Below are 20664 nucleotides of genomic sequence, written 5' to 3' on the forward strand. Positions count from 1 at the left end.
CACCCTCGCTACCTACCGTCCGTGTCGAGCGGCGGATGTGCGCCGCGACATCCGTTCCGTAGCTGGAGGACTCCAGGTGAAGACCAAGCGACACGGCGCCGTTCTCGGCCTGATCGCGGCCGGTGCGCTTCTGCTCACCGCGTGTGGAAGCGACGCGAACACCCCGCAGGGCCAGGCGCCGGCGACCGGCGAGTCGTCGACCCCGGTCGACTGCGGCGGCAAGTCGAAGCTCAGCGCAGAGGGCTCTTCGGCGCAGAAGAACGCGATGGACACGTTCGTGCAGGCCTACCAGCAGAAGTGCCAGGGCGCTGACCTCGCGTACAACGCCTCCGGTTCCGGTGCGGGCGTCAAGCAGTTCATCGGTGGTCAGGTCGACTTCGGCGGCTCCGACTCGCCGCTGTCCGAGAGCAAGGGCGAGGTCGCCAAGGCGGCCGAGCGCTGCCAGGGCAACCCGGCGTGGAACCTGCCGCTCGTGTTCGGCCCCGTCGCGGTCGGCTACAAGCTGGAGGGCGTCACCGACCTCACGCTGTCCGGCGAGCTCGTCGCCAAGATCTTCAACGGCACCGTGAAGAAGTGGAACGACCCGGCCGTCGCCGCCCTCAACGGCAGCGCCAAGCTGCCCGACAAGGACATCAAGGTCGTCTACCGCTCGGACGAGTCCGGCACCACGGACAACTTCCAGCTGTACCTCGACGCCGCTTCGAAGGGCGCGTGGACGCAGGGCGCGGGCAAGCAGTTCAAGGGCGGTGTCGGCGAGGCCAAGGAGAAGTCCGCCGGTGTCGCGCAGGCCGTCGGCTCGGTCGACGGTGCCATCACCTACGTCGAGCTGTCCTTCGCCCAGGACAACAAGCTGTCCATCGCCAAGATCGACAACGGCTCCGGCGCGGTCGAGCTGAACGACGCGTCGGTCGGCAAGGCCATCGACGGCGCGAAGATCAAGGGCACCGGCAACGACCTGGTGCTCGACCTCGACTCGATCTACGGCTCCACCGAGGCGGGCACCTACCCGCTGCTGCTCGCCACCTACGAGATCGTCTGCTCGAAGGGCTACGACGCCGACACCGCGAAGGCCGTCAAGGCGTTCCTCACGGTGGCCGCGACCGACGGCCAGGCCGGCCTCGCGGACGCGGGCTACGCCCCCGTGCCCCAGGCCTTCCAGGAGAAGCTGCTGACCGCCATCAAGGCGATCGCCTGACCGGGCCGGCACACTTCTCGGGAACGCCATTGCGATGAACGACCGCACAGTGGCCCCACGCCCCGCGGGCACCGGTTCGACCGGTGCCCGCGCGGGCGTTCCGGCTGCCCGACCCGACTCGGAGGCTCCGATTCCCCCGACCACGGAAGCCGACCAGAAGACCATCGTCCGGCCGGGTGACCGGATCTTCGCAGGCCTGGCCACCGGGTCGGGCATCTTCATCGTGGTCCTGATCGCGGCGATCGGCGTCTTCCTGCTGCTCCAGGCCATCCCGTCGCTCGCGCTGGACCAGGTCAACTTCCTGACCAGCCGCGAGTGGTCGACCGGCGACGTCGACAACATGCGGTACGGCATCCTGGACCTGTTCCTGGTGACCGTGGTGTCGTCCGCGTTCGCCCTGGTCATCGCGATGCCGATCGCCCTCGGCATCGCCCTGTTCCTCACCCAGTACGCGCCACGCCGGCTGGCCCGGCCGTTCGCGTACGTCATCGACCTGCTGGCCGCCGTGCCGTCGATCATCTTCGGCCTGTGGGGCCTGCTCGTGCTCGGCCCGGTGCTCACCCCGATCGGCGAGTGGCTGACCTCGAACCTCGGCTGGCTGCCGCTGTTCGCCGAGGGCAACGTCAGCATCGAGCTGGGCGGCACCATCTTCACCGCCGGCATCGTGCTGGCCGTGATGATCCTGCCGATCATCACCGCGGTCAGCCGCGAGGTGTTCGACCGCACCCCGGTCACCCACGTCGAAGGCGCCATCGCGCTGGGCGCCACGAAGTGGGAGGTCGTGCGGACCACGGTGCTGCCGTTCGGCAAGGCCGGTTACGTCAGCGCCTCCATGCTCGGCCTCGGCCGGGCGCTCGGTGAGACGATCGCGCTGACGATCATCCTCAGCGGCACCGGCGCGGCGTTCGCGTGGAGCCTGTTCGACGGCGGCGCGACGTTCGCGTCGAAGATCGCGCTGGCCGCGCCCGAGTTCAACGACCCGCGCACCGCGGGCGCCTACATCGCCGCCGGCCTGGTGCTGTTCGTGCTCACCTTCGGCGTCAACGCCATCGCCCGGTCCATCGTCGCCGGTCACAAGGAGTACGAATGACGACCGACACGGCGGACCTGAACCGCCTCGCCACGCCGCCGACGTTCCAGAGCGTCTCCGGTGCGCGCAAGTTCAAGAACGCCGTCGCCACCGCGCTGGTGTACGGGGCGTTCCTCGTCGCGATCGTGCCGCTGATCTGGGTGCTGTTCGTGGTGGTCGAACGCGGGTTCCCGGTGGTGCTGGACGGCGACTGGTGGCAGAAGTCGCTGTCCGGTCTGCTGTCCCGCCAGCAGGGCGGCGGCGTCTACCACGCGATCTACGGCACGCTCGTGCAAGGCCTGGTGTGCGGTGTGCTGTCGGTGCCGCTCGGCCTGTTCGTCGGTGTGTACCTGGTGGAGTACGGCGGCCGGTCCAAGCTGTCCCGCGCCACCACGTTCATGGTCGACATCCTGACCGGCGTGCCGTCCATCGTGGCCGCGCTGTTCATCTACACGCTGTGGATCACGTACTTCGGCTTCGGTCGCAGCGGTTTCGCGGTGTCGCTGGCGCTGGTGCTGCTGATGGTGCCGGTGATCGTGCGGACCACCGAGGAAATGCTGAAGATCGTGCCGGACGAGCTGCGCGAGGCGTCCTACGCGCTGGGCATCCCGAAGTGGAAGACGATCGTGAAGGTCGTCATCCCCACGGCGCTGTCCGGGATCATCACCGGCATCATGCTGGCCCTCGCCCGGGTCATGGGCGAGACCGCCCCGGTGCTCGTGCTCGCCGCTTACGCGCCGTACATCAACTACAACCTGTTCGAAGGACCGATGGCGTCGCTGCCGCTGCTGATGACGTCGGAGCGGAACAACCCGACGCAGGCCGGTTTCGAGCGGATCTGGGGTGCGGCGATCACCCTGGTCATCATCATCACGCTGTTCAACCTGCTGGCTACCGTGATCTCGCGGTGGCTGGCTCCGAAGACGAAGTGAGCGGGCGGTCATGGCCAAGCGCATCGACGTGAAAGACCTCAACCTGTTCTACGGCAAGTTCCACGCCGTGGACGGTGTTTCGCTCGCCGTGCCGCCGAAGAACGTGACGGCGTTCATCGGCCCGTCCGGTTGCGGCAAGTCCACCGTGCTGCGGTCGTTGAACCGCATGCACGAGGTGGCGCCCGGAGCGCGGGTGGAGGGCACCGTGCTGCTGGACGGGGAGGACATCTACGCGTCCTCCGTGGACCCGGTGCAGGTGCGCCGGACCATCGGCATGGTGTTCCAGCGCCCCAACCCGTTCCCGACGATGTCCATCCGGGACAACGTGGTGGCCGGGCTGAAGCTGGCGGGTGAGCGGAACAAGAAGAAGCTCGACGAGGTGGCCGAGCGGTCGTTGCGCGGGGCGAACCTGTGGAACGAGGTCAAGGACCGCCTCGACCGGCCCGGTGGTGGGTTGTCGGGTGGTCAGCAGCAGCGGTTGTGCATCGCGCGGGCGATCGCCGTGCAGCCGGACGTGCTGTTGATGGACGAGCCGTGCTCCGCGCTCGACCCCATCTCGACCCTGGCGATCGAGGACCTGATCACGGAGTTGAAGAAGGAGTACACGATCGTCATCGTGACCCACAACATGCAGCAGGCTGCGCGGGTCAGCGACCAGACGGCGTTCTTCAACCTGCTGGGCGTCGGCCAGCCGGGTCGGCTGATCGAGGTGGACGACACCGAGAAGATCTTCTCGAACCCCAGCCAGAAAGCCACGGAAGACTACATCTCCGGCCGCTTCGGCTGATCCCGGTTCCCCCCGTCAGAGCCCTCCCGCCGCTGGTGGGAGGGCTCTTGCGCGTTCGGGTGACGGTGGAACCAGCGACCCGCCCCTAGCGTCAAAATCGAGACATGGTCCTCCTTTCGGGGGTACCGTGACGGCTGGGATCGGCAGACTTGCAGGGGGTAACCGTGGCGATGGAAGGTGCGTGGAGCGCACAGTCCATGCAGGCGATGACGGCCAACATGGTCGGTCTCAAGCAGGCCGCCGAGTCGGGCTCGTTCGCGATCAGCGAAGACGGTGCCCAGGCCTACCTGAAGGCGATCGACGCCGCTATGCAGGACCTGCGCAAAATCGACCAAGAGCTCGGCTTGTTGCGTCAGGACGTCAAGCTCGGAACCAGCCCGGACGGCACGGCCATGGCGCGCTACAACAAGGAGAGCGCCGAAGGTGGCGCCGGCACGACCGGCATCGTCCCGGCGATCGAGCAGTTGCGGACAGCGTTGGACGAGGCGCGTGGGGCGATGCAGAAGGCGATCGAGAACTATCGTGAGGTCGACAGCTCGAACGCAAGCACCTACAAACGCTACTGAGGGTGGAGTCAGTTGATCAAGGGATCTTCGGCCCGCGTCGTCTTGGCGCTGACAGTGCTGGGCGCTGTTGTCACCGGCTGCACCACCGGGGGAACGGCCACGCCGGGAACCAGCACGTCGTCGCCGACGGCGGAGCAGACGGCGAAGAGCACCACGACGAAGCCTCCCGGTGGTGGGGATTCGCTCGTGGACTTCGACTCGTGTGAGGTCCTGAACTCCATCGCGGCACAGTTGAACCTGACCGAGATCGAGGAGGAGAGCCGCAGCGCGTGCGGCGCCGAGTTCTCGGCGACCGTGAGCGTGTCGATCAAGGCTCAGCCCGAATTGGCGATCGCTGACGCTGTGGGTGACGGAAAGAAGACCGACACCTCCATTGGCTCGCGCAAGGCCAGGCTTGTCGAAGCACCTGGGACCAAGACCTCGTGCCTCGTGGCTGTGGAGGTTAGTCCGACGTCGAGGGTCGACGTGATCTCCTCCTCGGACAACTCGCTGCAAGCGGCTTGCGACGCTGCGACCAAGGTCGCCACCGCCATCGAACCGAAGCTGCCGAAGTAACCCCAGGGGGGAGAACGTCGTGACGCCGCCGAACTCGCAGCCGCCGTCTTACTCGCCGCCGCCGCAGCCGCAAGGCAACAGCCAGGCGACCCAGGTCACCTACGCCGGTGAGAACGAGGCCGCGTTGCGCGCCGAGTTCGAGCGGGGGCAACAGGACAACCCGGGCCTGTTCGGCATGTTCGAGACCGTCGCCGACTACGCCCGCTACAAGGCGCAGTCCGCGCAGTACCAGGCCGAGCAGGAGCGGCAGCTCGAGCAGGCGGTGGAGAGCTACCGCCCGCCGCTCACGCCCACCGGCTCGCACTACCTCGCCCGTGACCACAAAGAGCTGAAGGCCATGGTCACCGACAACATGGCCCCCAGCACCGCGAACGAGCAGGGCGAGGCCTGGACCAAGATCGGCAACACGCTGGCCGAGCTCCAGTCCAACCTCACGAGCGCCACCACGGCCAGCAAGGGCGCCTGGCAGGGCGCGGCGGCGGAGTCGGCCCAGGGGTACTTCACCAGCGTCGCCACCTGGTCCGGCAACGCGGCACAGGGCGCGCAGCTCACCGGCAACAAGCTCTACGCCCAGAGCACGGCCGCCGAGCAGGCCAAGAACTCGATGCCGGAACCGGTCGAATTCAGCACGGCCGACGCCTACAAGATGTTCTTCTCCGAGCCCAACCCCTTCAAGTGGGCCGAGACGATCGACCAGATCGAGCAGAAGTTCGAGGAGAAGCAGCAGGCCCACGAACGGGCGGCTGAGGTCATGACGACCATGTCCACGAGCTTCCAGGAGTCGGGCTCGACGATGCCCGCCTTCGCCCCGCCGCCGCCGATGGAGGGTGGTGGCGGCACCGGTGATCCGAGCCGGACGGGCACGGGTGAGGTCGGCGGACGGCCGACCATGCCGAGCGGCGTCGGCACGGGCACCGGCACCGGGACGGGTACCGGCACGGGCACGGGTACCGGCACGGGTGACTTCGGCGCGATCCCCGCCCCCGGCGGCAACACGAACCAGTCCGGCTTGAACGGCCCCGGCCCCGGCGGTGGCGGCCAGACCTACCCGTCCGGCCCCGGCGGCGGCCCGAACCTCCCGCCCAACACCCCCGGTCCCTACCCGCCCAACATCGGCACCTACCCGCCCAACGGCCCCAACGGACGGCCGAACATGCCGCCCACCGGACGTCCCACCGGACCGAACGGCCCCGGCGGCGGACGCTTCCCCACCGGCCCTGGCGGCAGCGGCGGTGGACGTGGCCCGGGTATGGGCGGTCCCGGCGGCCAGACGGCGGCGGGTCGCGGTGGCATGGGCGGCTTCGGTCCCGGCGGCAGCGCCGGCGCGCTCGGTGACTCCCACCGGTCCGGCGCGGGCGGCTTCGGCCCTGGCGGCAGCGGCGGTCCTGGTGGCGCCGGTGCGGCCGGTCGCGGTGGCGCGGCCGGCATGGGTGCGGCCGGCGGCATGGGCGGCGCGGGCGGTCGTGGGCAGGGTGACGAGGACAAGGAGCACAAGGCCGCGTCCTACCTGGTCGAGACCGAGGACGTCTTCGGCGACGGCACCATGGTCGCCCCGCCCGTCATCGGCGGGTGAGCGTGTTCTCGTTCGCCCTGTCGTTCGCGGCGGCCGACATGCTCTGGGAAGACCTGAAGCTCGGCAGCCGGCCCTACCCGTTCGAATTCCCGTACCTCGGGCACACGATGGACGAGCGGCGCGGCATCCGCAACGCCGTGTACCGCGACCTCGAACAGCGCGGCCTGGCCCATCGCGGCCGGGTCGCGCCCGAGGTGGAGGAAGCGCTCACCCTGTTGGTGCGCTTCGACTTCTCCCTCAACGCGGTGGCGTCGCTCGACGCCCGCAACGTCGAACGCCAGCTCCTCGCACGCGCCGGCGCGTCCGGTGAGAACGCGGCCCTCGCGGTGATGGACGACCGGCAGATCAAGGTCGACCTGATGCGCTCGGCCGCGGTGCTGCGCTCGGTCGTGGACCTCGTCCCACCGTCACGCCCCGGCCCCGGCCAGTCGATCACGGTGCCGATGCCGACGTCCGCACCGCCGCCACCGCCGCGCCGGGACGACGATTTCGGCCAGGCCACGTTCACCCAGGCCATGGCACCGCGCTCCACCGCGTCGACGCAGGTCCGCGCGCTGGAATCGGTGTTCGAACGCCCCCGCCTGCGCGCCGGCCAGTTCGGCGTCACGGTCCGCGGCAGGCACGGTCGGGAGCAGCGGGCTCCCCAGGTCGCGTGGTTCGACAACGACCTGGGCCGCTACATGTCGCAGACCCGGCAGGGGCAGGACGGCCAGAAGTGGCTCACCCACGCCCCCGCCGACAACGCGCGCATCGCCGGCCAGCTCGCGCAGGAGCTGAACGGCCTGCTCAACTGACGACGCTCAGGGCGACTCGGTGCCGGTGCCGTGGTAGCCGGGCATCCGGCCGGTGACCACGAAAACGGTGCGCTTGGCCACCGACACGGCGTGGTCGGCGAACCGCTCGTAGAACCGGCCGAGCAGCGTGGTGTCGACCGCGGCCGGCACGCCGTGCGCCCAGTCCTTGTCCATGATCACCGTGAACAGGTGCCGGTGCAGGTCGTCCATCGCGTCGTCGGCGTCCTCGAGCGACCGCGCCCGCGCCACGTCCTGGGTGCGGATGATGTCGGTCGCCTCGCGCGCCAGCTCGACCGCGATGCGGCCCATCTCGGAGAAGTACGGCCGCACCGTGTCCGGCAGCACCGGGTTCGGGTGCCTGCGCCGCGCGGCCTTGGCCACGTGCAGCGCCAAGTCGCCCATCCGCTCCACGCTCTCCGCCGCGTGGATCACCGCGAGCACGATGCGCAGGTCGGTCGCGACCGGCGCCTGCAACGCCAGGAGCGCGTACGCCTGTTCCTCGATGTCGGCGCGCACGTCGTCGATCTTGGTGTCGTCACCGATCACCTGCTCGGCGAGGGCGAGGTCCGCCCCGAGCAGCGAGGTGGTCGCTCGCTCCATCGCGTCGCCGGCCATCCCGCACATGTCGGCGAGCTGGTCGGCGAGGTGTCCGAGCTGGTCGTGGTAGGCCTCACGCATGACGTCAGACTACGGTGACGTCATCGCGGTAGCGACCCACCCCGGTGAACCCGTGGTGAACCCAAGACGTCCAGTCGGGCTCAGGCGCACGGGTCCTTCGCCGCGTTCACGATGTCCAGGTTCGGCGGCGGCGAGGGCTTGTTCGGCTCGGCTCCCGCGGGCTGCGGTGCCCGGACTTCCTCGTCCCAGCCGGGTCCGATGAGGAGCAGGACCGCGCCGCCCATGCCCGCGTCGAACACCAGCGTCGCGCCGGGCACCGAGGACTGGAGCGTCGCGGCGGCGTCCTCACCGCCGATCCCGTACTTGATGACGGTCTTGTCGGTGGGTGGCGCGTTGTCGCTGATGACCACGTCGTAGCCGAGCTCCCGCAGGGCTTCGGTGGTCTCGCGCGCCGCGCCGCCGTTGTCCGGATCACCGTTGCGCACCTGGACCTTCAGGCCCTTGTGGTCGACGATCTTGCCCTGCTTCGGGCCGGGTGCCGGCGCCGGCTCCTTCGCCTTGTTCGGGTCCGGCACCGTGGTGTCGGGCGTCTCGTCCGGCAGCGGCGTGCCGTCGATGATGGCCTGGAACAACGCCTTGGTCTCGGGTTCCCGCAACAACTCCAGGTTGTCGTCGGTCGCCAGCGTCTCGCCTTCGTCCGTCCTGCGCGGGACCGTGACGAAGCTGACCCGGCCCGCTTCCAGGCTCTGCATCGACTGCGCCAGCGTGAGCATGTCGTTCACGCCGACGTTCTGGCCGACGGTGGAGGCGGCGAACGCGTTGAGGAAACCGTTGAGCTTGCCCGGGTTCAGCAGGATCTCCGACGACAAGGCCTTGCGCAGCAACGCGGACAGGAACTGCTGCTGCCGCGTGACGCGGTCGAAGTCGGTCTTGCTCTCGCCCTCGACCTTGCGCGCCCGCACGTAGTCGAGCGCCTTGGTCCCGTTGATCTCGTACTTGCCCGGCTTGTCGAAGATCATGCCGAGCTCTTCGTCGTCCATCTGCTTCTGCACGCACACCTCGACGGTGCCGATGGCGTCGACCATGCCCTTGAAGCCGTTGAAGTCCACGCTGATGAAGTGGTTGATGTCCAACCCGGTCAGCTCGGTCATGAACTTGCTGACGCACTTCGGCCCGCCGACCGCGTACGGCTCGTTCGCCTTCACGCCCTCGGTCCGCTCCAGCTGGGTGCCGGTGTACTCGCCGGTGCTCGGGTCCCACGACTCGCACTCGGGGCGGGTGATCAGCAGGTCTCGCGGCACGGAGACGACGACCATGCGCTTACGGTCGGCCGGGATGTGCGCGAGCATCAGCACGTCCGAGCGCGCGCCCTGGGTGTTCTCGGAGTTCGGGTCGCCGACGCCGTCTTCCGGTTTGGCGCCCGCACGGGTGTCCGAGCCGATGATGAGGAAGTTCTCGTCGCCGAGCTGCTTCTCCGCTTGGTGCACCGCGGCGGAGTCGGTGTTCAGCGCTTCGATCTCGGTGAACTTGCTGTCGATGTAGAGCAGCGTGCCCCAGGTGAGGCCGGTCGACATGAACACCAGGATGGCGGCGGTCAGCGAGACGACCTTGATCAAGCGGACGATCTTGCTGTGCTTGGCCGTGCGACCGCGGCGACGTGGGCCGCCCTCGTCGGGGACGTCGACCGGTGAGGCGTACTCGGTGGCGTCCTCGTCCTCTTCCTGCGCCTTCCACGGCATGAGCTTCTGGCGGCGCTCCTTGCGGATGCGCTCCTGCTCGGCCAGTTCGTCGTGGACGGCGGAGAAGCGGGCCAGCGTGTGGTCGACCTCGCGACGCTTCTTGACGTCGTCGCTGATGGCCTCCATCTCCGTGGTGAGGCTGGACGGGTCGATGGCTTCGCGCGGCTCCGGGCGTCCGCTGGTGAGGCGGTCGGCGATGGGAGCCGGGACGGGCGGGGCAGCGGGAGGCGCGGCAGCGGCGCCGTCCGCGGCGAACCTCCGGCCGGCCACGTCACCGGCGGGACGCGGACCGCTGCCGTCGGGACGGCGGCCGGTGCTGTCGACCGGTTCGCCGGTCTCGGCGAGCCGTCGGGGTCCGCTGCCGTCCGGGTGGCGGCCGGTGAGGTCGTCGGCGGGAGGACCTTCGGCGAGCCGGCGCGGACGGGCGGCCGGGTCTTCCGGCAGACCGGAAGGGCCTTCGGCGAGGCGCCGGGGACCGCCCGCTGGGGGCCGGCCTCCGTCGTCGACCGGTGCGCCGCCTTCGGCGAGGCGTCGCGGTCCGCTGCCGTCGGGGCGGCGACCGGTGGGGTCTTCGACCGGCGCACCGGGCCTCGGCCCGTCGGCCGGGCGGCGCGGGTCGGCGGCCGGGTCTTCGGGGCGCGGACGTCGGCCGGTTTGGGGCCCGCCGGTCAGGTCGTGCGGTCCGCTGCCGTTCGCGGGTCGCCTAGGGGCGTCACCGGCCTCCGGGCGACGGGCGTTCTCGGGGCGACGGGGGCTGTCGGCCGGCGGGGGGCCGGGGTGCAGGCGCCGGCCGGTGTTCTCGCCGGGCCTCGGGGCGTCGCCGAGGCGCTGTCCGATGCCATCGGGCGCGATTTCGGCCCGGCGGTCCGGCGCGTCCGACCGGCGACCGGGTGCGTCCGGGGCCGGGTTCTCAGGACGTCGTCGCGGGCCGCTGCCGTCGGCCTGGCGGGAGGGTGCGTCCGGGGCCAGGCCTTCGGGGTGCCGGCGCGGGCCGCTGCCGTCCGGAGAGCGACCGGGTGTGTCAGGGGCGAGGTTCTCGGGACGTCGTCGCGGACCGCTGCCGTCCGGGAGCCGTCGACCCGGCTCGGCGCCAGGAACCTCGGGGCGCCGGCCCCCGCCGTCCGCGAGCCGTCGCGGCGCAGCGGTCGGGTCCTGCGGGCCGTGCGGCCCCGCTTCGGGGCGGGGCCGGCCGTTGGCCGGGATGCGCCTGCTCGGGTCGCCCGCCGCGTCAGGGTGCGCCGTGGGCGCGGGACGTCGGGGTTCCGCGTCGTCCGGTCGGCCCGCATAGCCGTTGGGCGCGCCGTTCGCGGGACGGGGGCCGCCGCGTCGTCCACCGTCTTCCGGACGTCGCGGTCCGGCACCGGGGCCGTCGGCCCGACGGCGGCCGTCCTCCGGGATCGGCCGGGGCGTCCGGTTTCCGGTGCCCTCGCCGGTCGGCGCGAAGAAGTCGTTCGACGGCGGCGCGGCGGCGCGGCGACCTGCGGGCGGTGCCCCGTTGGCAGGCGGGCCGTTGGTCGGCCTCGGCCGGGTGCCGGTGTCCTCCGGCACGGGTGGCGCGTAGTTCTGCGGTGGAGCCGGCCTCGGCGGCGGCTCGGGGGCGGCCCGGCGGCCGGTGCCCTCGTCGGCGCGGCGCCCGTTCTGGGGCGGCGCCGCGGGTCTGCGGGGCGGCTCGGGCTCGGGCACGGCGCGCCGCCCGGTGTCCGACGGGCCGGGAGGGACCGGACGTGGGATATTCGAGCGGCTGTGCTGCTCCAGCAGGTCGGACACGCTCAGCCCGCCGGCATCCAGGGACCTGCGTCGACGGCCGGTCGGCGGATCATCCTGGGAGGCCTGGTCACCTCCGGGTCCGGGGCCGCCACGGCGGGGCTCGTCGGGCACCCGGTCTCCCTTCAGCTTCGGTCATGAGTAGGTCGTCATCACGAGTTGACGACAGCAAGGACACATTGGTTGCACCAACGGCGTGTCACTTGCCTTGGCGATACTACGGATGACCGCCAGTCCTGACGACCACTCCCGGTGATACAGGGGTCGGCAGTACTCGGTTGCGCGCAGCAGGCTACGCCCGAAAGGGTGAGCGGTCGTGAGGTGTCAGTAACCGACTACCCGAGATTCGGCGATTCCGCGTCGCCCGGAAGCGGCACCCGCCAGACGGACGCGGCCGTTCTCGCGATAGGCGACGGCGTTGCGTCCTGACTGCTTGGCCGTGTAGAGCAGGCTGTCGGCGCGCAGCAGTTGTTGCTCGGGCGCGACCGCCGGCCGGGCCGGCGACTCCCCGGCGGCCGGCTCGTAGGCCAGCCCGATGCTGACGGTCACTCGCAAACCGGGCGCGAGGGAAGCCCAAGCGTGACGCTCGACACGCAGCCGTGCCGACTCGGCGATCTCCACCGCCGGCGACGCGTCGAGGCCGGGGAGCACCAGGACGAACTCCTCGCCGCCGTAGCGCGCGCAGAAACCGTCCTCCGGCAGCTCTTCCTGGAGCAGTTCGACCACGCGCTGCAACACACGGTCACCCAACAGGTGACCGAACGTGTCATTCACCTGTTTGAACCAGTCGAGGTCGATCAGCGCGATGGCGAGCCCGGCCGTCGCGGTGCCGCGGTGGGCGACCAGGTCGAGCAGCCGCTCGTCCAGGTATCTGCGGTTGTAGCTGTCGGTGAGGCTGTCCCGGAGGCTCTGCTCGCGCGCCTCGGCGTGCTCGCGGCGCAGCCGGTCGACCTCGCGCCGCAGCTGCTCGGGCACCTGCGGCTGGTCGTCCTGATCGGCGTAGACCAGGTCGAACGCGGAGCGCAAGTGCTGGTAGGCCTGCCGCCACTGACCGCGGGAGGCGAGCAGCGCGGCGATCGACTCGTGCAGCTGGACCAGCCCGGTGCCCTCGCTGTCGGACACGGGCAGGGTCGCTCCGCGCCGGCCGTCGCGGTCGGACTCGGCGACCTCGGGTCGCAGTGCGGTCATCACGCTCACCTCCCTACTTGCCAAGGTGTCGTCTAGTACGAGGCGGCGCTTGAGCCGGCGGGACACGTCACCGGAGGATTTCCCTCTACTGGTTGACCGTGCACTGCTCCGAACCGGTGACATTCGGTGATCAACTCGCCTCAGCGTGCGCCGAGCGTGTCCGAGAAGCAGCCGAGCCGAGCGTTGTCTCAGTTGACGCAGGGGGCGAAGCCGTAGGCCTTGCCGTTGAGCAGGACGACGTGCTGCGACCCGATCTGGCTGCCGATCTCGGTGCCTTCCTGCACCACCGTCAGCGTGACCGCGACGACCAGCACGACCCCTCGCGGGTGCTCGTCCTCGCCGGGCGGCGCCCACTGTGGGTCCAGTCTGAGCGTGGACATCGTCGGCTGCACTTTGATGGTGCCGGTGGGCAGCTCGCAGCTCTCGTCGCGGAAGTCCGGGTGCTGGGTGTCCTTGAGCAGGTCGCGCTGCTCGGACGAGCCCTGCCCACCCGCCTCGTTGAGGTCGGCGAAGTAGCCGGTCACCAGTTCCCGCTCGACGTCGGTGACCTTCAGCGGGCGCGCGGTGCCGGTGACGGCCGACGTGCAGCCGACCAGGGTGAGGGCACACGCCATCGCCGTGACGGCGCGTACGGCCATGTCACCCACCCGAGTGCATCTCGTCGGCGCCGACGGGCACCGTGGCGTCCTCGGGGTCGTCCAGCCAGCCCTCGGGCAGCACGACCTTGCCGGGTGAGCCCTGCCGGCCGCGCGGCTCGTCGGCGTTGTCCGGGAACTCCAGCGCCGGGTCGAGCCTGCCGACCAGGTCGTCCAGCTCGGCGAGCGTGGACACCATGGCGAGGCTGCGCCGCAGGTCCGCGCCGACCGGGAAGCCCTTCAGGTACCAGGCCATGTGCTTGCGCAGGTCGCGGATGCCCTTGTCCTCGCCGAGGAAGTCGGCGAGGAGCGCGCCGTGGCGCCGCAGGATGGCGGCGACCTGGCCCAGCCGGGGGCCGGTGGGGAGGGGTTCGCCCCGGAACGCCGCCTGCAGCTCGCCGAACAGCCAGGGGCGGCCGAGGCAGCCGCGTCCGACGACGACGCCGTCGCAGCCGGTCTTGGCGACCATGTCGAGCGCGTCCTGGGCGCTGAAGATGTCGCCGTTGCCGAGCACCGGGATGCTGGTCACGGCCTCTTTCAGGCGGGCGATGGCGGACCAGTCGGCCTGGCCGGAGTACCGCTGGGCCGCGGTGCGCGCGTGCAGCGCAACCGCTTGCGCACCCTCGTCCTCGGCGATGCGCCCGGCGTCCAGGTAGGTGAGGTGGTCGTCGTCGATGCCGATGCGGAACTTGACCGTCACGGGCACCCCGGCGGGCTCACCGGCGCGCACGGCGGCCCGCACGATCTGCCGGAACAGCTGCCGCTTGTACGGCAGGGCCGCCCCGCCGCCCTTGCGCGTCACCTTGGGCACCGGGCAGCCGAAGTTCATGTCGATGTGGTCGGCCCGGTCCTCGGCGACGATGATCCGGGCGGCTTCGGACATGGACTTCGGGTCCACGCCGTAGAGCTGCATCGAGCGGGGCCGTTCGCCCTCGCCGAAGGTGATCATCTGCATGGTCTTGGCGTCGCGTTCGACGATCGCGCGGGCGGTGATCATCTCGCAGACGTAGAGCGAGGTGGGGCTGCCGAACTCGCGGCACAGCTGCCGGAAGGCCACGTTCGTGATGCCCGCCATGGGTGCGAGCACGACGGCGGGATCGACCGGGAAGCGGCCGATCTTCAGTGGCTGGGTGGCGAGCGGTGCGGTGGACATCGCCGTCCATTGTCACCCAACCCGGTCAGTGCTCGTCGCCACACTGGCCGGGGCACCCGAACCCCCGCCCACGGGCATCGTGGTCGCGGTGGGAGTCCGGGTGCCGTTCGCCGTGATCCGACCGGCTGCCCTTACCGGGCGCGGAGCCGGTGCGGGTGCCGGTGCCGGTGCCGGTGCCGCACGATCGTCAGAACGGGACGTTGATGCAGGCGAGGCGGGCGCCTGCGGTTCCCGCGTGGCCGGGGTCGGTGTGGGTGTGCTCCTCGTGCAGGACGACGGAACGGGGCCGACGTTCGCCGAACTGCCAGTCGACCCGCGTGTACGACGTGCCGCGGCCGGTGGAGTCGGTGGTGAAGTCGAGCCAGATCTCGTTGCGGGGATTGGCGAAGGCCGGGTCGGTGGCACCGCCCTGGACGTGCTGGAAGTGCGGCCCGGAATCGGCCGGCAGCGCACCGCACGGGTTGACGTGCGCGTGGGCGCCGTACTCGCGGTTGGGCAGCAGGCCCTTGGTGTGGAGCAGCACGACAGTGCCGCCGCCGACGGGCGCCGACACCACCGCAGCTTGCGCTCCGGCGGGCACGCGCGGGTCGTAGCTGGTCAGGTCACCGGACACGGCGGTGAACGAGGCGGCGAGGGTGAGTGCCACAGCTAGGTGCATGTGATCTCTCTATCGGGCCGTGCGCCGACCGTGCCAGCGACATCACCCATCCGGCCGATTTACACCTACGTGAACTCGAACCGACCGCACACTCGGAACCACCGACAATCGTGGGCCGCCAGGGGCTCAACCCTGAACCCGCAGGTTGTGGATCTACCTCCCTCTCCTTACTGCGGTTCATCTGTTCCCACACCCAGAACGACCATCTTGTCCGCACAGGTTCCGCAGATACGACCTGTACCTCTTCGTCCCGCACGACAAACAGCAAGGTCATCTCCGGCCGTTCCTGATGCCAGGGCTGTGCCGTCACCCTGGCCGACGTGCAAGCCGCAGTGAACGTTCCCGATGCGTACGCGGCCACGCTCGCCGACCAACTCAACGCCACGGCCACCACCACCGGGCTCGCGGTCGCCGCCTGACCGTCCACCACTTCACGGGGGCATGGCCGAGAACGCCCCGGTCATGCCCCCGTTGTCTGGTCACCACCCACTATCGAAAGGGAGCGATCCTTGGTTCTCATCCTGCAAGACCGCATCGCCCGACCGAGTCCTGCGGACCTCGTCACATCCCGTCGACCCGTCACATCATCCTGTCGGTAAGCCCTACTATCACCGTGGCCACGCCGTCTTTCACCGCTGTAAGGATTGCATCTTTCGCCCCGCTTGCAACCGCCGTCCTCAGCGTCCTGAGCTTTCCGGGGTGAGATTCCACCGCAGTCACCAGTGCGCCGGGTTCGATGATGGTGCCGTTCTCGTTGACTATACCGTCATTTTTCAGCTGGGTGATGAACGCGCGTAACTCCGCAACCGCTTCGTCTAACTCTTCGCGCGACTGCGCAGTGGATTTGTGGATGGTGATTGAATTGTCACGGCCCTTGATCTTGTAGCTGTCCCCGCCGATTTTGTCTCCACCGACTACGTCCGACATGCGACCACTCCTCTCTTCTAGCGATTAATGCTGTTACCTGCGCCGTACTGGCCGAACTTATCCCTGCCGATCTTGTCGCCGAACACCACGTCGCCGGCGACATGAAGTACTCGCTCCCCAATGGGGGGATCTTCGATCGCGTTGGCGATCTCCTCTCTGATGCGGTCGATCTCCTGTTGATCGACGCCAGATAATGCAGTGTATTGCGCGCCCGCTGCTTCGAGCAGCAGGGCGTATCGCTGCCTTGTCCCCACTCGATGGATTAACACGCTGAGCACGTAGGCGGCGCGGATCATGAGGGTTCCGACAACTGCGATGGTCACCAGTCCGCGGAGCAGGCCGGATGCGGATCCCGCGCCATTCATCATTGCGAGCGCGGTCAAGATGGCTGCGAGTTCGACGGTGATGCGCGTATAGGTAAGGCGGGGTACGACCTTGTGCGTCTGAATTCTCGAGATATTGGCCAGGGGGTAGATCTGATCGCCAAGTCGGATCAATCTTTTGCTGATCCGAATTTTGTCGACCGGCTTTCTTAACATCCGCCACCTCCTCGTCAGTGCGGCGGATACAACTCTGGTCGATCGGCCGGGACGGTTCAAGGTCGTTCGTTCACTGTCGATGACAGTGAACGAACGACCACCCGTTCGGTCGCCCTATCCCGGCCTGGTCGTTACACGCGGCCCGCCGTATGGACTAACCCGGTCAAGGAACACCCAAGCCGACGGAGTCCGACCGGAACGAACGGCCCAGCCCCGCCTGCGCCGTTCACCGCATCCGAAAGGGAATAATCCTCTTGGTCCTCACGCTGCAAGATCACATTTCCGACCGGGTCCAACGAGCCGACTGCCGGGACTGGCGCGACAAGGTCACCGCCATCGGCGGATGGCGCCCTTCCTCGCGTGGCGCGCCCGCGGAACGCCAGGCCCGCTGGGCGTGCCGCACTACACGGGCGTCGGTCCTTCGACGTGGGTTAGGCATCAACGGCCAGCGGCACCCGGAGGGGACCGCCTTGATGAAGGAAAACCCTGAACACCGCGGTCAGCCCCTCCGAGCGGGGGATGGACCAGTGCGGGTCGTCGCGCGTCGGGCATTGATGGCGTAGGTGTGGGGCATGGTGTCTGCGGTGGTGTTCGACGTTGGCGAGACCTTGCTGGACGACTCTCGGGAGTGGGGGGCGTGGGCCGACTGGATCGGGGTGTCCCGGCACACCTTCTCGACGGTGTTGGGCGCGGTGACGGCGGCTGGTCGGGACAACGCTGAGACGTTCCAGTACTTCCGGCCTGGGTTCGATGTTGCTCACCAGCGGGAGTTGCGGGAGCGGGCTGGGGTGGGCGAGCAGATCGAGAGCGGGGATCTGTACCCGGATGTGCGGACCGGGTTGGCGGGGTTGCGGCAGGTTGGGTTGTGGGTCGGGGTGGCGGGGAATCAGACTGCTCGGGCGGGTGAGCTGCTGCGGGGGTTGGAGTTGCCGGTGGACGGGATCGCCACGTCCGGTGAGTGGGGTGTGGCCAAGCCTGCGGCGGAGTTCTTTGAGCGGGTTGTGGACATGACGCCTGGGGCGGCTGCGGCCGATGTGCTGTACGTCGGTGATCACCGTGACAACGACGTCGTTGCGGCGAAGGCGGCTGGGCTGCGTACCGCGTTGATTCGGCGTGGGCCGTGGGGGCACCTGTGGGCGGATGATCCGTTGGTGCGTCGTGATGCTGATTGGGTGATCGACTCGCTGCACGACCTGCCGGAACTGTTGGGGAAGGCGTAAGCCGGTAGCCCGGTGTGTTGGTTCAGCGCGCGCCGGCCCACGCGGCCAGGTCGAGTAGGCCGGAGCTGAGTGACGGGTTGGTGCGCAGCAAGACCGATAGGGCTTGGCGGACCTGCGGATGGTTGCGGTACTTGTAGGCCGCGCCGTCGGCGGCACGTAGGGCCAGTGTCAGCAGGGAGGAGACGTGACGCCGGTCTGCTGTGGTGAGGAGTTGGCGGGCGCGGGACAGTTCGCCGATCAGGCCGGGTAGGTGGCGTACGGTGGCCGGTGAAGGCATGTGGACCGATGACGACTGGCGGAACATGCGGACCGTGGCCGAGTTGCTGCTTGCCCGCATGGGAGATCTCAGCGACCGGTTGACCCGGATCGAGGATCGTCTGAAGTGCGGTCGAACAGCCCAACCTCGACACCGGAAACCGTTCATCACCCTTACGAGTACGAGTGGGTGACCGTCCGGCCGTCTCGGAGGGCGGGGCGCGACGCTGCTCGATGAGGCGGGCATGACGACTCGTCAGATCGCGGACCTCATCGGCCCCGCGGCCGTCGACAGGGCGTGCCGCTTTGACCAGCATCTTTGGTGGGCCGCCAGGGACTCGAACCCTGAACCCGAAGATTAAAAGTCTCCTGCTCTGCCAATTGAGCTAGCAGCCCTCGGGCGACAGCTTACCGAGAGGCCGACCCATCGACGGCGGGGGTAGTCGGGTCGGCGGTGTGGACGCGGTGGGGGCGTTGGTGTGGACGAGTGGCGCGGTGAGGGGTTGTGGCTGGTCAGGGGCTCGCGGGGGTGCGGGTGATCTGCGCGCGTCGGGCGCGCGGTCCGGTGGGGCGGGCTACGGTGGGACGGGTGCGGGTGGTTACGTGGAACGTGAACTCGGTCAAGCAGCGCGTGCCGCGGTTCCTGCCGTGGCTCGACCAGCGGCAACCCGACGTCGTCTGCCTCCAGGAGACCAAACTCGCCGACGACGCCTTCACCGCGCTCCTCGGCGACGAGCTGGCCTCCCGCGGCTACCAGGTGGCGGTCCACGGTGAGGGCCGCTGGAACGGGGTGGCGATCCTCTCCCGCGTCGGCCTGGACGACGTCGTCACCGGCCTGCCGGACGGCCCCGGTTTCCCGCACCCGGAGGCACGGGTGGTCGCCGCCACGTGCGGCGGGGTGCGGGTGCACTCGGTGTACGTCCCCAACGGCCGGGTGCCCGATTCCGACCACTACCACTACAAGCTGGCCTGGCTCGCCGCCTTGCGCGACGTCGTCGCCGCGGGCCCCGAGGCGGTCGTCGTCTGCGGTGACGTCAACATCGCGCCCGCCGACGCCGACGTGTTCGACCCGGCGGCCTACGTCGGCCACACGCACGTGACCGCCCCTGAACGCGAGGCGCTCGCCGCACTCCAGGCGACCGGCCTGCACGACGTGGTCCGCGACCGGTGGCCGACCGAACGCGTCTTCACCTACTGGGACTACCGCGCCGGCATGTTCCACCAGGACCTGGGCATGCGCATCGACCTGGTCCTCGCGTCCGACCCGGTGGCGGCACGGGTGGAGGCCGCCTGGGTCGACCGGCACGCGCGCAAGGGCACCGGGCCGAGCGACCACGCACCGGTGATCGTCGACCTGGACGAGGCCCCGGACGGCGACATCGGCCCGGTCGTGCCGCCGCCGTCCGCTCCCCGCTCCCGCAAGTCCGTGAAGCTGCCCCAGTCCTAGCCGGCGAGCTCGTCGGGTTCGAGGTCGGCGGTCCACGACTCCGTGCGCGCCCGGCGGCGCGCTGCCGCCGCCAGGGCCAACCGCAGGCAGGCGTCACGGACGCGGGTCAGCCGACGCACCCGGGCCAGCCGGTTGAGCTGGAGCGACCGCGCGGCGAGCCGCTGCGTCACCGGCCGCCGCGCCCGCTCGTACTCGCGCAGACCCGCCTCGACGCCACCGGTCAGGCACTCGGCCAGCACCACCCCGTCGATGATCGCCTGGCACGCGCCCTGCCCGAGGTCCGGTGTCATGGCGTGCGCGGCGTCGCCGATCAACGCCACGTTCCCGGACACGTAACGGCGCAACGGGGCCAGGTACAGCAGCTCGTGCCGCAGCACGTCCGATGCCGACGCGATGATCCGCGGGATCGGGTCGTGCCAGTCGGCGAAGCGCGAGAGGTCGTCGGCCATCGCGTACCAGTTGGTGCGCCCGCCTGCCTGCGGGGTGAGGCCGAACTTGACGCCCCTGCCCCACGTCTCGCCGCCCGCCGCGACCGGGAAGTCCACCGTGCCGCGCCAGCCGACCGCGCCGGAGGTGCGGACCTCCGCGTCGAACAGCTCGCCCCGCACCGCGCTGTGGATGCCGTCCGCCCCCACGACGAGGTCGTACCCGGCGCACTCGGCCAACCCCGCCGACGTCCCGAACCGCACCACCCCCGCCGGCAACGCGTCCGCCAGCACCCCGAGCAACGCGGGCCGGGTGAGGAGGTGGACGGAGTCCGCGCCGAGAGGTGCGATCAGGGTTCCGTCGGGCCTGCGCAAGGCGCCGTCGGGCTGCCGTCGACCGACGCGCCGCGCGGCACCGCCCACCCCGAGCCGGTCCAGCGCCGCCATCGCGTCGGGCCAGATCCCCAGCCCGGTGCCGACTTCGGGCAACGCGCCGGAGCGCTCGAAGACGGTCACCTCCCACCCGTTCCGGCGCAACCCGACCGCGGCGGCCAGGCCGCCGACCCCGCCACCGATGACCGCCGCACGTCGAAGTCCCATGCGCCCCAACGTACTACAGCTGTAG

20 protein-coding genes and 1 tRNA gene are annotated in these 20664 nt (G+C 69.9%); 10 read left to right on the plus strand and 11 right to left on the minus strand.

The genetic code is table 11. The annotated features are described in order from the left end of the window. Positions 1-76: 76 nt before the first annotated feature. From pstS to OQ02_RS02780, 8 genes are all read left to right on the plus strand, one after another. Positions 77-1195: a phosphate ABC transporter substrate-binding protein PstS gene (pstS, locus tag OQ02_RS02745; RefSeq protein ID WP_033436538.1), complete on the plus strand. Its 1119-nt coding sequence runs from the start codon at positions 77-79 to the stop codon at positions 1193-1195. Positions 1196-1229: 34 nt separating this feature from the next. Further along, the gene (gene pstC / locus OQ02_RS02750; protein ID WP_033436539.1) at positions 1230-2285 is read left to right on the plus strand and encodes a phosphate ABC transporter permease subunit PstC; all 1056 of its coding nucleotides are present in this window, start codon (positions 1230-1232) and stop codon (positions 2283-2285) included. After that, positions 2282-3196 (plus strand): phosphate ABC transporter permease PstA, encoded by a 915-nt coding sequence (pstA, locus tag OQ02_RS02755; RefSeq protein WP_033436540.1) that lies wholly within the window; start codon positions 2282-2284, stop codon positions 3194-3196. Before pstC ends, pstA begins: the two co-directional genes overlap by 4 nt. 10 nt (positions 3197-3206) lie before the next feature. Then, positions 3207-3983, plus strand: a complete 777-nt coding sequence (gene pstB / locus OQ02_RS02760) for a phosphate ABC transporter ATP-binding protein PstB (RefSeq protein ID WP_033436541.1) — start codon at positions 3207-3209, stop codon at positions 3981-3983. Between the two features lie 170 nt (positions 3984-4153). Next, complete coding sequence (locus OQ02_RS02765) at positions 4154-4549, plus strand: hypothetical protein (RefSeq protein WP_231499870.1); 396 nt, start codon at positions 4154-4156, stop codon at positions 4547-4549. Positions 4550-4603: 54 nt separating this feature from the next. Continuing rightward, a complete protein-coding gene (locus OQ02_RS02770) occupies positions 4604-5104 on the plus strand; it encodes a DUF3558 family protein (protein WP_231499871.1) in 501 nt (166 codons plus the stop codon). Between the two features lie 19 nt (positions 5105-5123). Beyond that, the gene (locus OQ02_RS46600; RefSeq protein WP_051771575.1) at positions 5124-6677 is read left to right on the plus strand and encodes a PPE domain-containing protein; all 1554 of its coding nucleotides are present in this window, start codon (positions 5124-5126) and stop codon (positions 6675-6677) included. After that, the gene (locus OQ02_RS02780) at positions 6674-7471 is read left to right on the plus strand and encodes an ESX secretion-associated protein EspG (protein WP_033436544.1); all 798 of its coding nucleotides are present in this window, start codon (positions 6674-6676) and stop codon (positions 7469-7471) included. The genes OQ02_RS46600 and OQ02_RS02780 overlap by 4 nt, the downstream gene beginning before the upstream one ends. A 6-nt stretch (positions 7472-7477) precedes the next feature. Here OQ02_RS02780 and phoU read toward each other — a convergent pair whose 3' ends face one another. From phoU to OQ02_RS02825, 8 genes are all read right to left on the minus strand, one after another. Further along, positions 7478-8149 (minus strand): phosphate signaling complex protein PhoU, encoded by a 672-nt coding sequence (phoU, locus tag OQ02_RS02785; RefSeq protein ID WP_033436545.1) that lies wholly within the window; start codon positions 8147-8149, stop codon positions 7478-7480. A gap of 80 nt (positions 8150-8229) precedes the next feature. Beyond that, the gene (locus tag OQ02_RS43530; RefSeq protein ID WP_156076844.1) at positions 8230-11511 is read right to left on the minus strand and encodes an LCP family glycopolymer transferase; all 3282 of its coding nucleotides are present in this window, start codon (positions 11509-11511) and stop codon (positions 8230-8232) included. A 405-nt stretch (positions 11512-11916) separates the two neighbouring features. Continuing rightward, positions 11917-12780 (minus strand): GGDEF domain-containing protein, encoded by an 864-nt coding sequence (locus tag OQ02_RS02800; RefSeq protein WP_033436964.1) that lies wholly within the window; start codon positions 12778-12780, stop codon positions 11917-11919. Positions 12781-12968: 188 nt separating this feature from the next. Continuing rightward, the gene (locus OQ02_RS02805; protein ID WP_033436965.1) at positions 12969-13418 is read right to left on the minus strand and encodes a hypothetical protein; all 450 of its coding nucleotides are present in this window, start codon (positions 13416-13418) and stop codon (positions 12969-12971) included. Between the two features lies 1 nt (position 13419). After that, positions 13420-14568, minus strand: a complete 1149-nt coding sequence (gene dusB, locus OQ02_RS02810; protein WP_033436547.1) for a tRNA dihydrouridine synthase DusB — start codon at positions 14566-14568, stop codon at positions 13420-13422. Between the two features lie 187 nt (positions 14569-14755). Then, positions 14756-15214: a hypothetical protein gene (locus tag OQ02_RS02815; RefSeq protein WP_051771580.1), complete on the minus strand. Its 459-nt coding sequence runs from the start codon at positions 15212-15214 to the stop codon at positions 14756-14758. A 591-nt stretch (positions 15215-15805) separates the two neighbouring features. Next, positions 15806-16153 (minus strand): hypothetical protein, encoded by a 348-nt coding sequence (locus tag OQ02_RS02820; RefSeq protein ID WP_033436549.1) that lies wholly within the window; start codon positions 16151-16153, stop codon positions 15806-15808. A gap of 17 nt (positions 16154-16170) precedes the next feature. Next, positions 16171-16692 carry a DUF6232 family protein gene (locus OQ02_RS02825; protein WP_156076845.1) on the minus strand — a complete coding sequence of 174 codons (522 nt, stop codon included), beginning with the start codon at positions 16690-16692 and terminating at the stop codon, positions 16171-16173. Positions 16693-17264: 572 nt separating this feature from the next. Here OQ02_RS02825 and OQ02_RS02830 point away from each other — a divergent pair. Continuing rightward, a complete protein-coding gene (locus OQ02_RS02830) occupies positions 17265-17912 on the plus strand; it encodes an HAD family hydrolase (RefSeq protein ID WP_033436551.1) in 648 nt (215 codons plus the stop codon). A 22-nt stretch (positions 17913-17934) separates the two neighbouring features. Here the strand turns inward: OQ02_RS02830 and OQ02_RS02835 are convergent, their stop codons facing one another. After that, positions 17935-18216 (minus strand): hypothetical protein, encoded by a 282-nt coding sequence (locus tag OQ02_RS02835; RefSeq protein WP_156076846.1) that lies wholly within the window; start codon positions 18214-18216, stop codon positions 17935-17937. 271 nt (positions 18217-18487) lie between these two features. Continuing rightward, positions 18488-18563: transfer RNA gene (locus tag OQ02_RS02840), tRNA-Lys, on the minus strand. 184 nt (positions 18564-18747) lie between these two features. On the opposite strand from OQ02_RS02840, the gene OQ02_RS02845 reads away from it, so the two are divergent. Beyond that, positions 18748-19614: an exodeoxyribonuclease III gene (locus OQ02_RS02845; RefSeq protein ID WP_081915339.1), complete on the plus strand. Its 867-nt coding sequence runs from the start codon at positions 18748-18750 to the stop codon at positions 19612-19614. On the opposite strand, the gene OQ02_RS02850 is transcribed toward OQ02_RS02845, so the two are convergent. Next, positions 19611-20639, minus strand: a complete 1029-nt coding sequence (locus OQ02_RS02850) for an FAD-dependent monooxygenase (RefSeq protein WP_033436554.1) — start codon at positions 20637-20639, stop codon at positions 19611-19613. The two genes, OQ02_RS02845 and OQ02_RS02850, sit on opposite strands and share 4 nt — an antisense overlap. Positions 20640-20664: the final 25 nt, after the last annotated feature.

Source organism: Saccharothrix sp. NRRL B-16314, assembly GCF_000716595.1.
GTDB lineage: Bacteria > Actinomycetota > Actinomycetes > Mycobacteriales > Pseudonocardiaceae > Actinosynnema.

Coding starts and splice junctions, on each gene's coding strand:
- pstC (WP_033436539.1), top strand. CDS start 1,230: ATGAACGACCGCACAGTGGCCCCACGCCCCGCGGGCACCGGTTCGACC.
- pstA (WP_033436540.1), top strand. CDS start 2,282: ATGACGACCGACACGGCGGACCTGAACCGCCTCGCCACGCCGCCGACG.
- pstB (WP_033436541.1), top strand. CDS start 3,207: ATGGCCAAGCGCATCGACGTGAAAGACCTCAACCTGTTCTACGGCAAG.
- OQ02_RS02765 (WP_231499870.1), top strand. CDS start 4,154: ATGGAAGGTGCGTGGAGCGCACAGTCCATGCAGGCGATGACGGCCAAC.
- phoU (WP_033436545.1), bottom strand. CDS start 8,149: ATGCGTGAGGCCTACCACGACCAGCTCGGACACCTCGCCGACCAGCTC.
- OQ02_RS02800 (WP_033436964.1), bottom strand. CDS start 12,780: ATGACCGCACTGCGACCCGAGGTCGCCGAGTCCGACCGCGACGGCCGG.
- OQ02_RS02805 (WP_033436965.1), bottom strand. CDS start 13,418: ATGGCCGTACGCGCCGTCACGGCGATGGCGTGTGCCCTCACCCTGGTC.
- dusB (WP_033436547.1), bottom strand. CDS start 14,568: ATGTCCACCGCACCGCTCGCCACCCAGCCACTGAAGATCGGCCGCTTC.
- OQ02_RS02820 (WP_033436549.1), bottom strand. CDS start 16,153: ATGTCGGACGTAGTCGGTGGAGACAAAATCGGCGGGGACAGCTACAAG.
- OQ02_RS02825 (WP_156076845.1), bottom strand. CDS start 16,692: ATGTTAAGAAAGCCGGTCGACAAAATTCGGATCAGCAAAAGATTGATC.
- OQ02_RS02830 (WP_033436551.1), top strand. CDS start 17,265: ATGGTGTCTGCGGTGGTGTTCGACGTTGGCGAGACCTTGCTGGACGAC.
- OQ02_RS02835 (WP_156076846.1), bottom strand. CDS start 18,216: ATGTTCCGCCAGTCGTCATCGGTCCACATGCCTTCACCGGCCACCGTA.
- OQ02_RS02850 (WP_033436554.1), bottom strand. CDS start 20,639: ATGGGACTTCGACGTGCGGCGGTCATCGGTGGCGGGGTCGGCGGCCTG.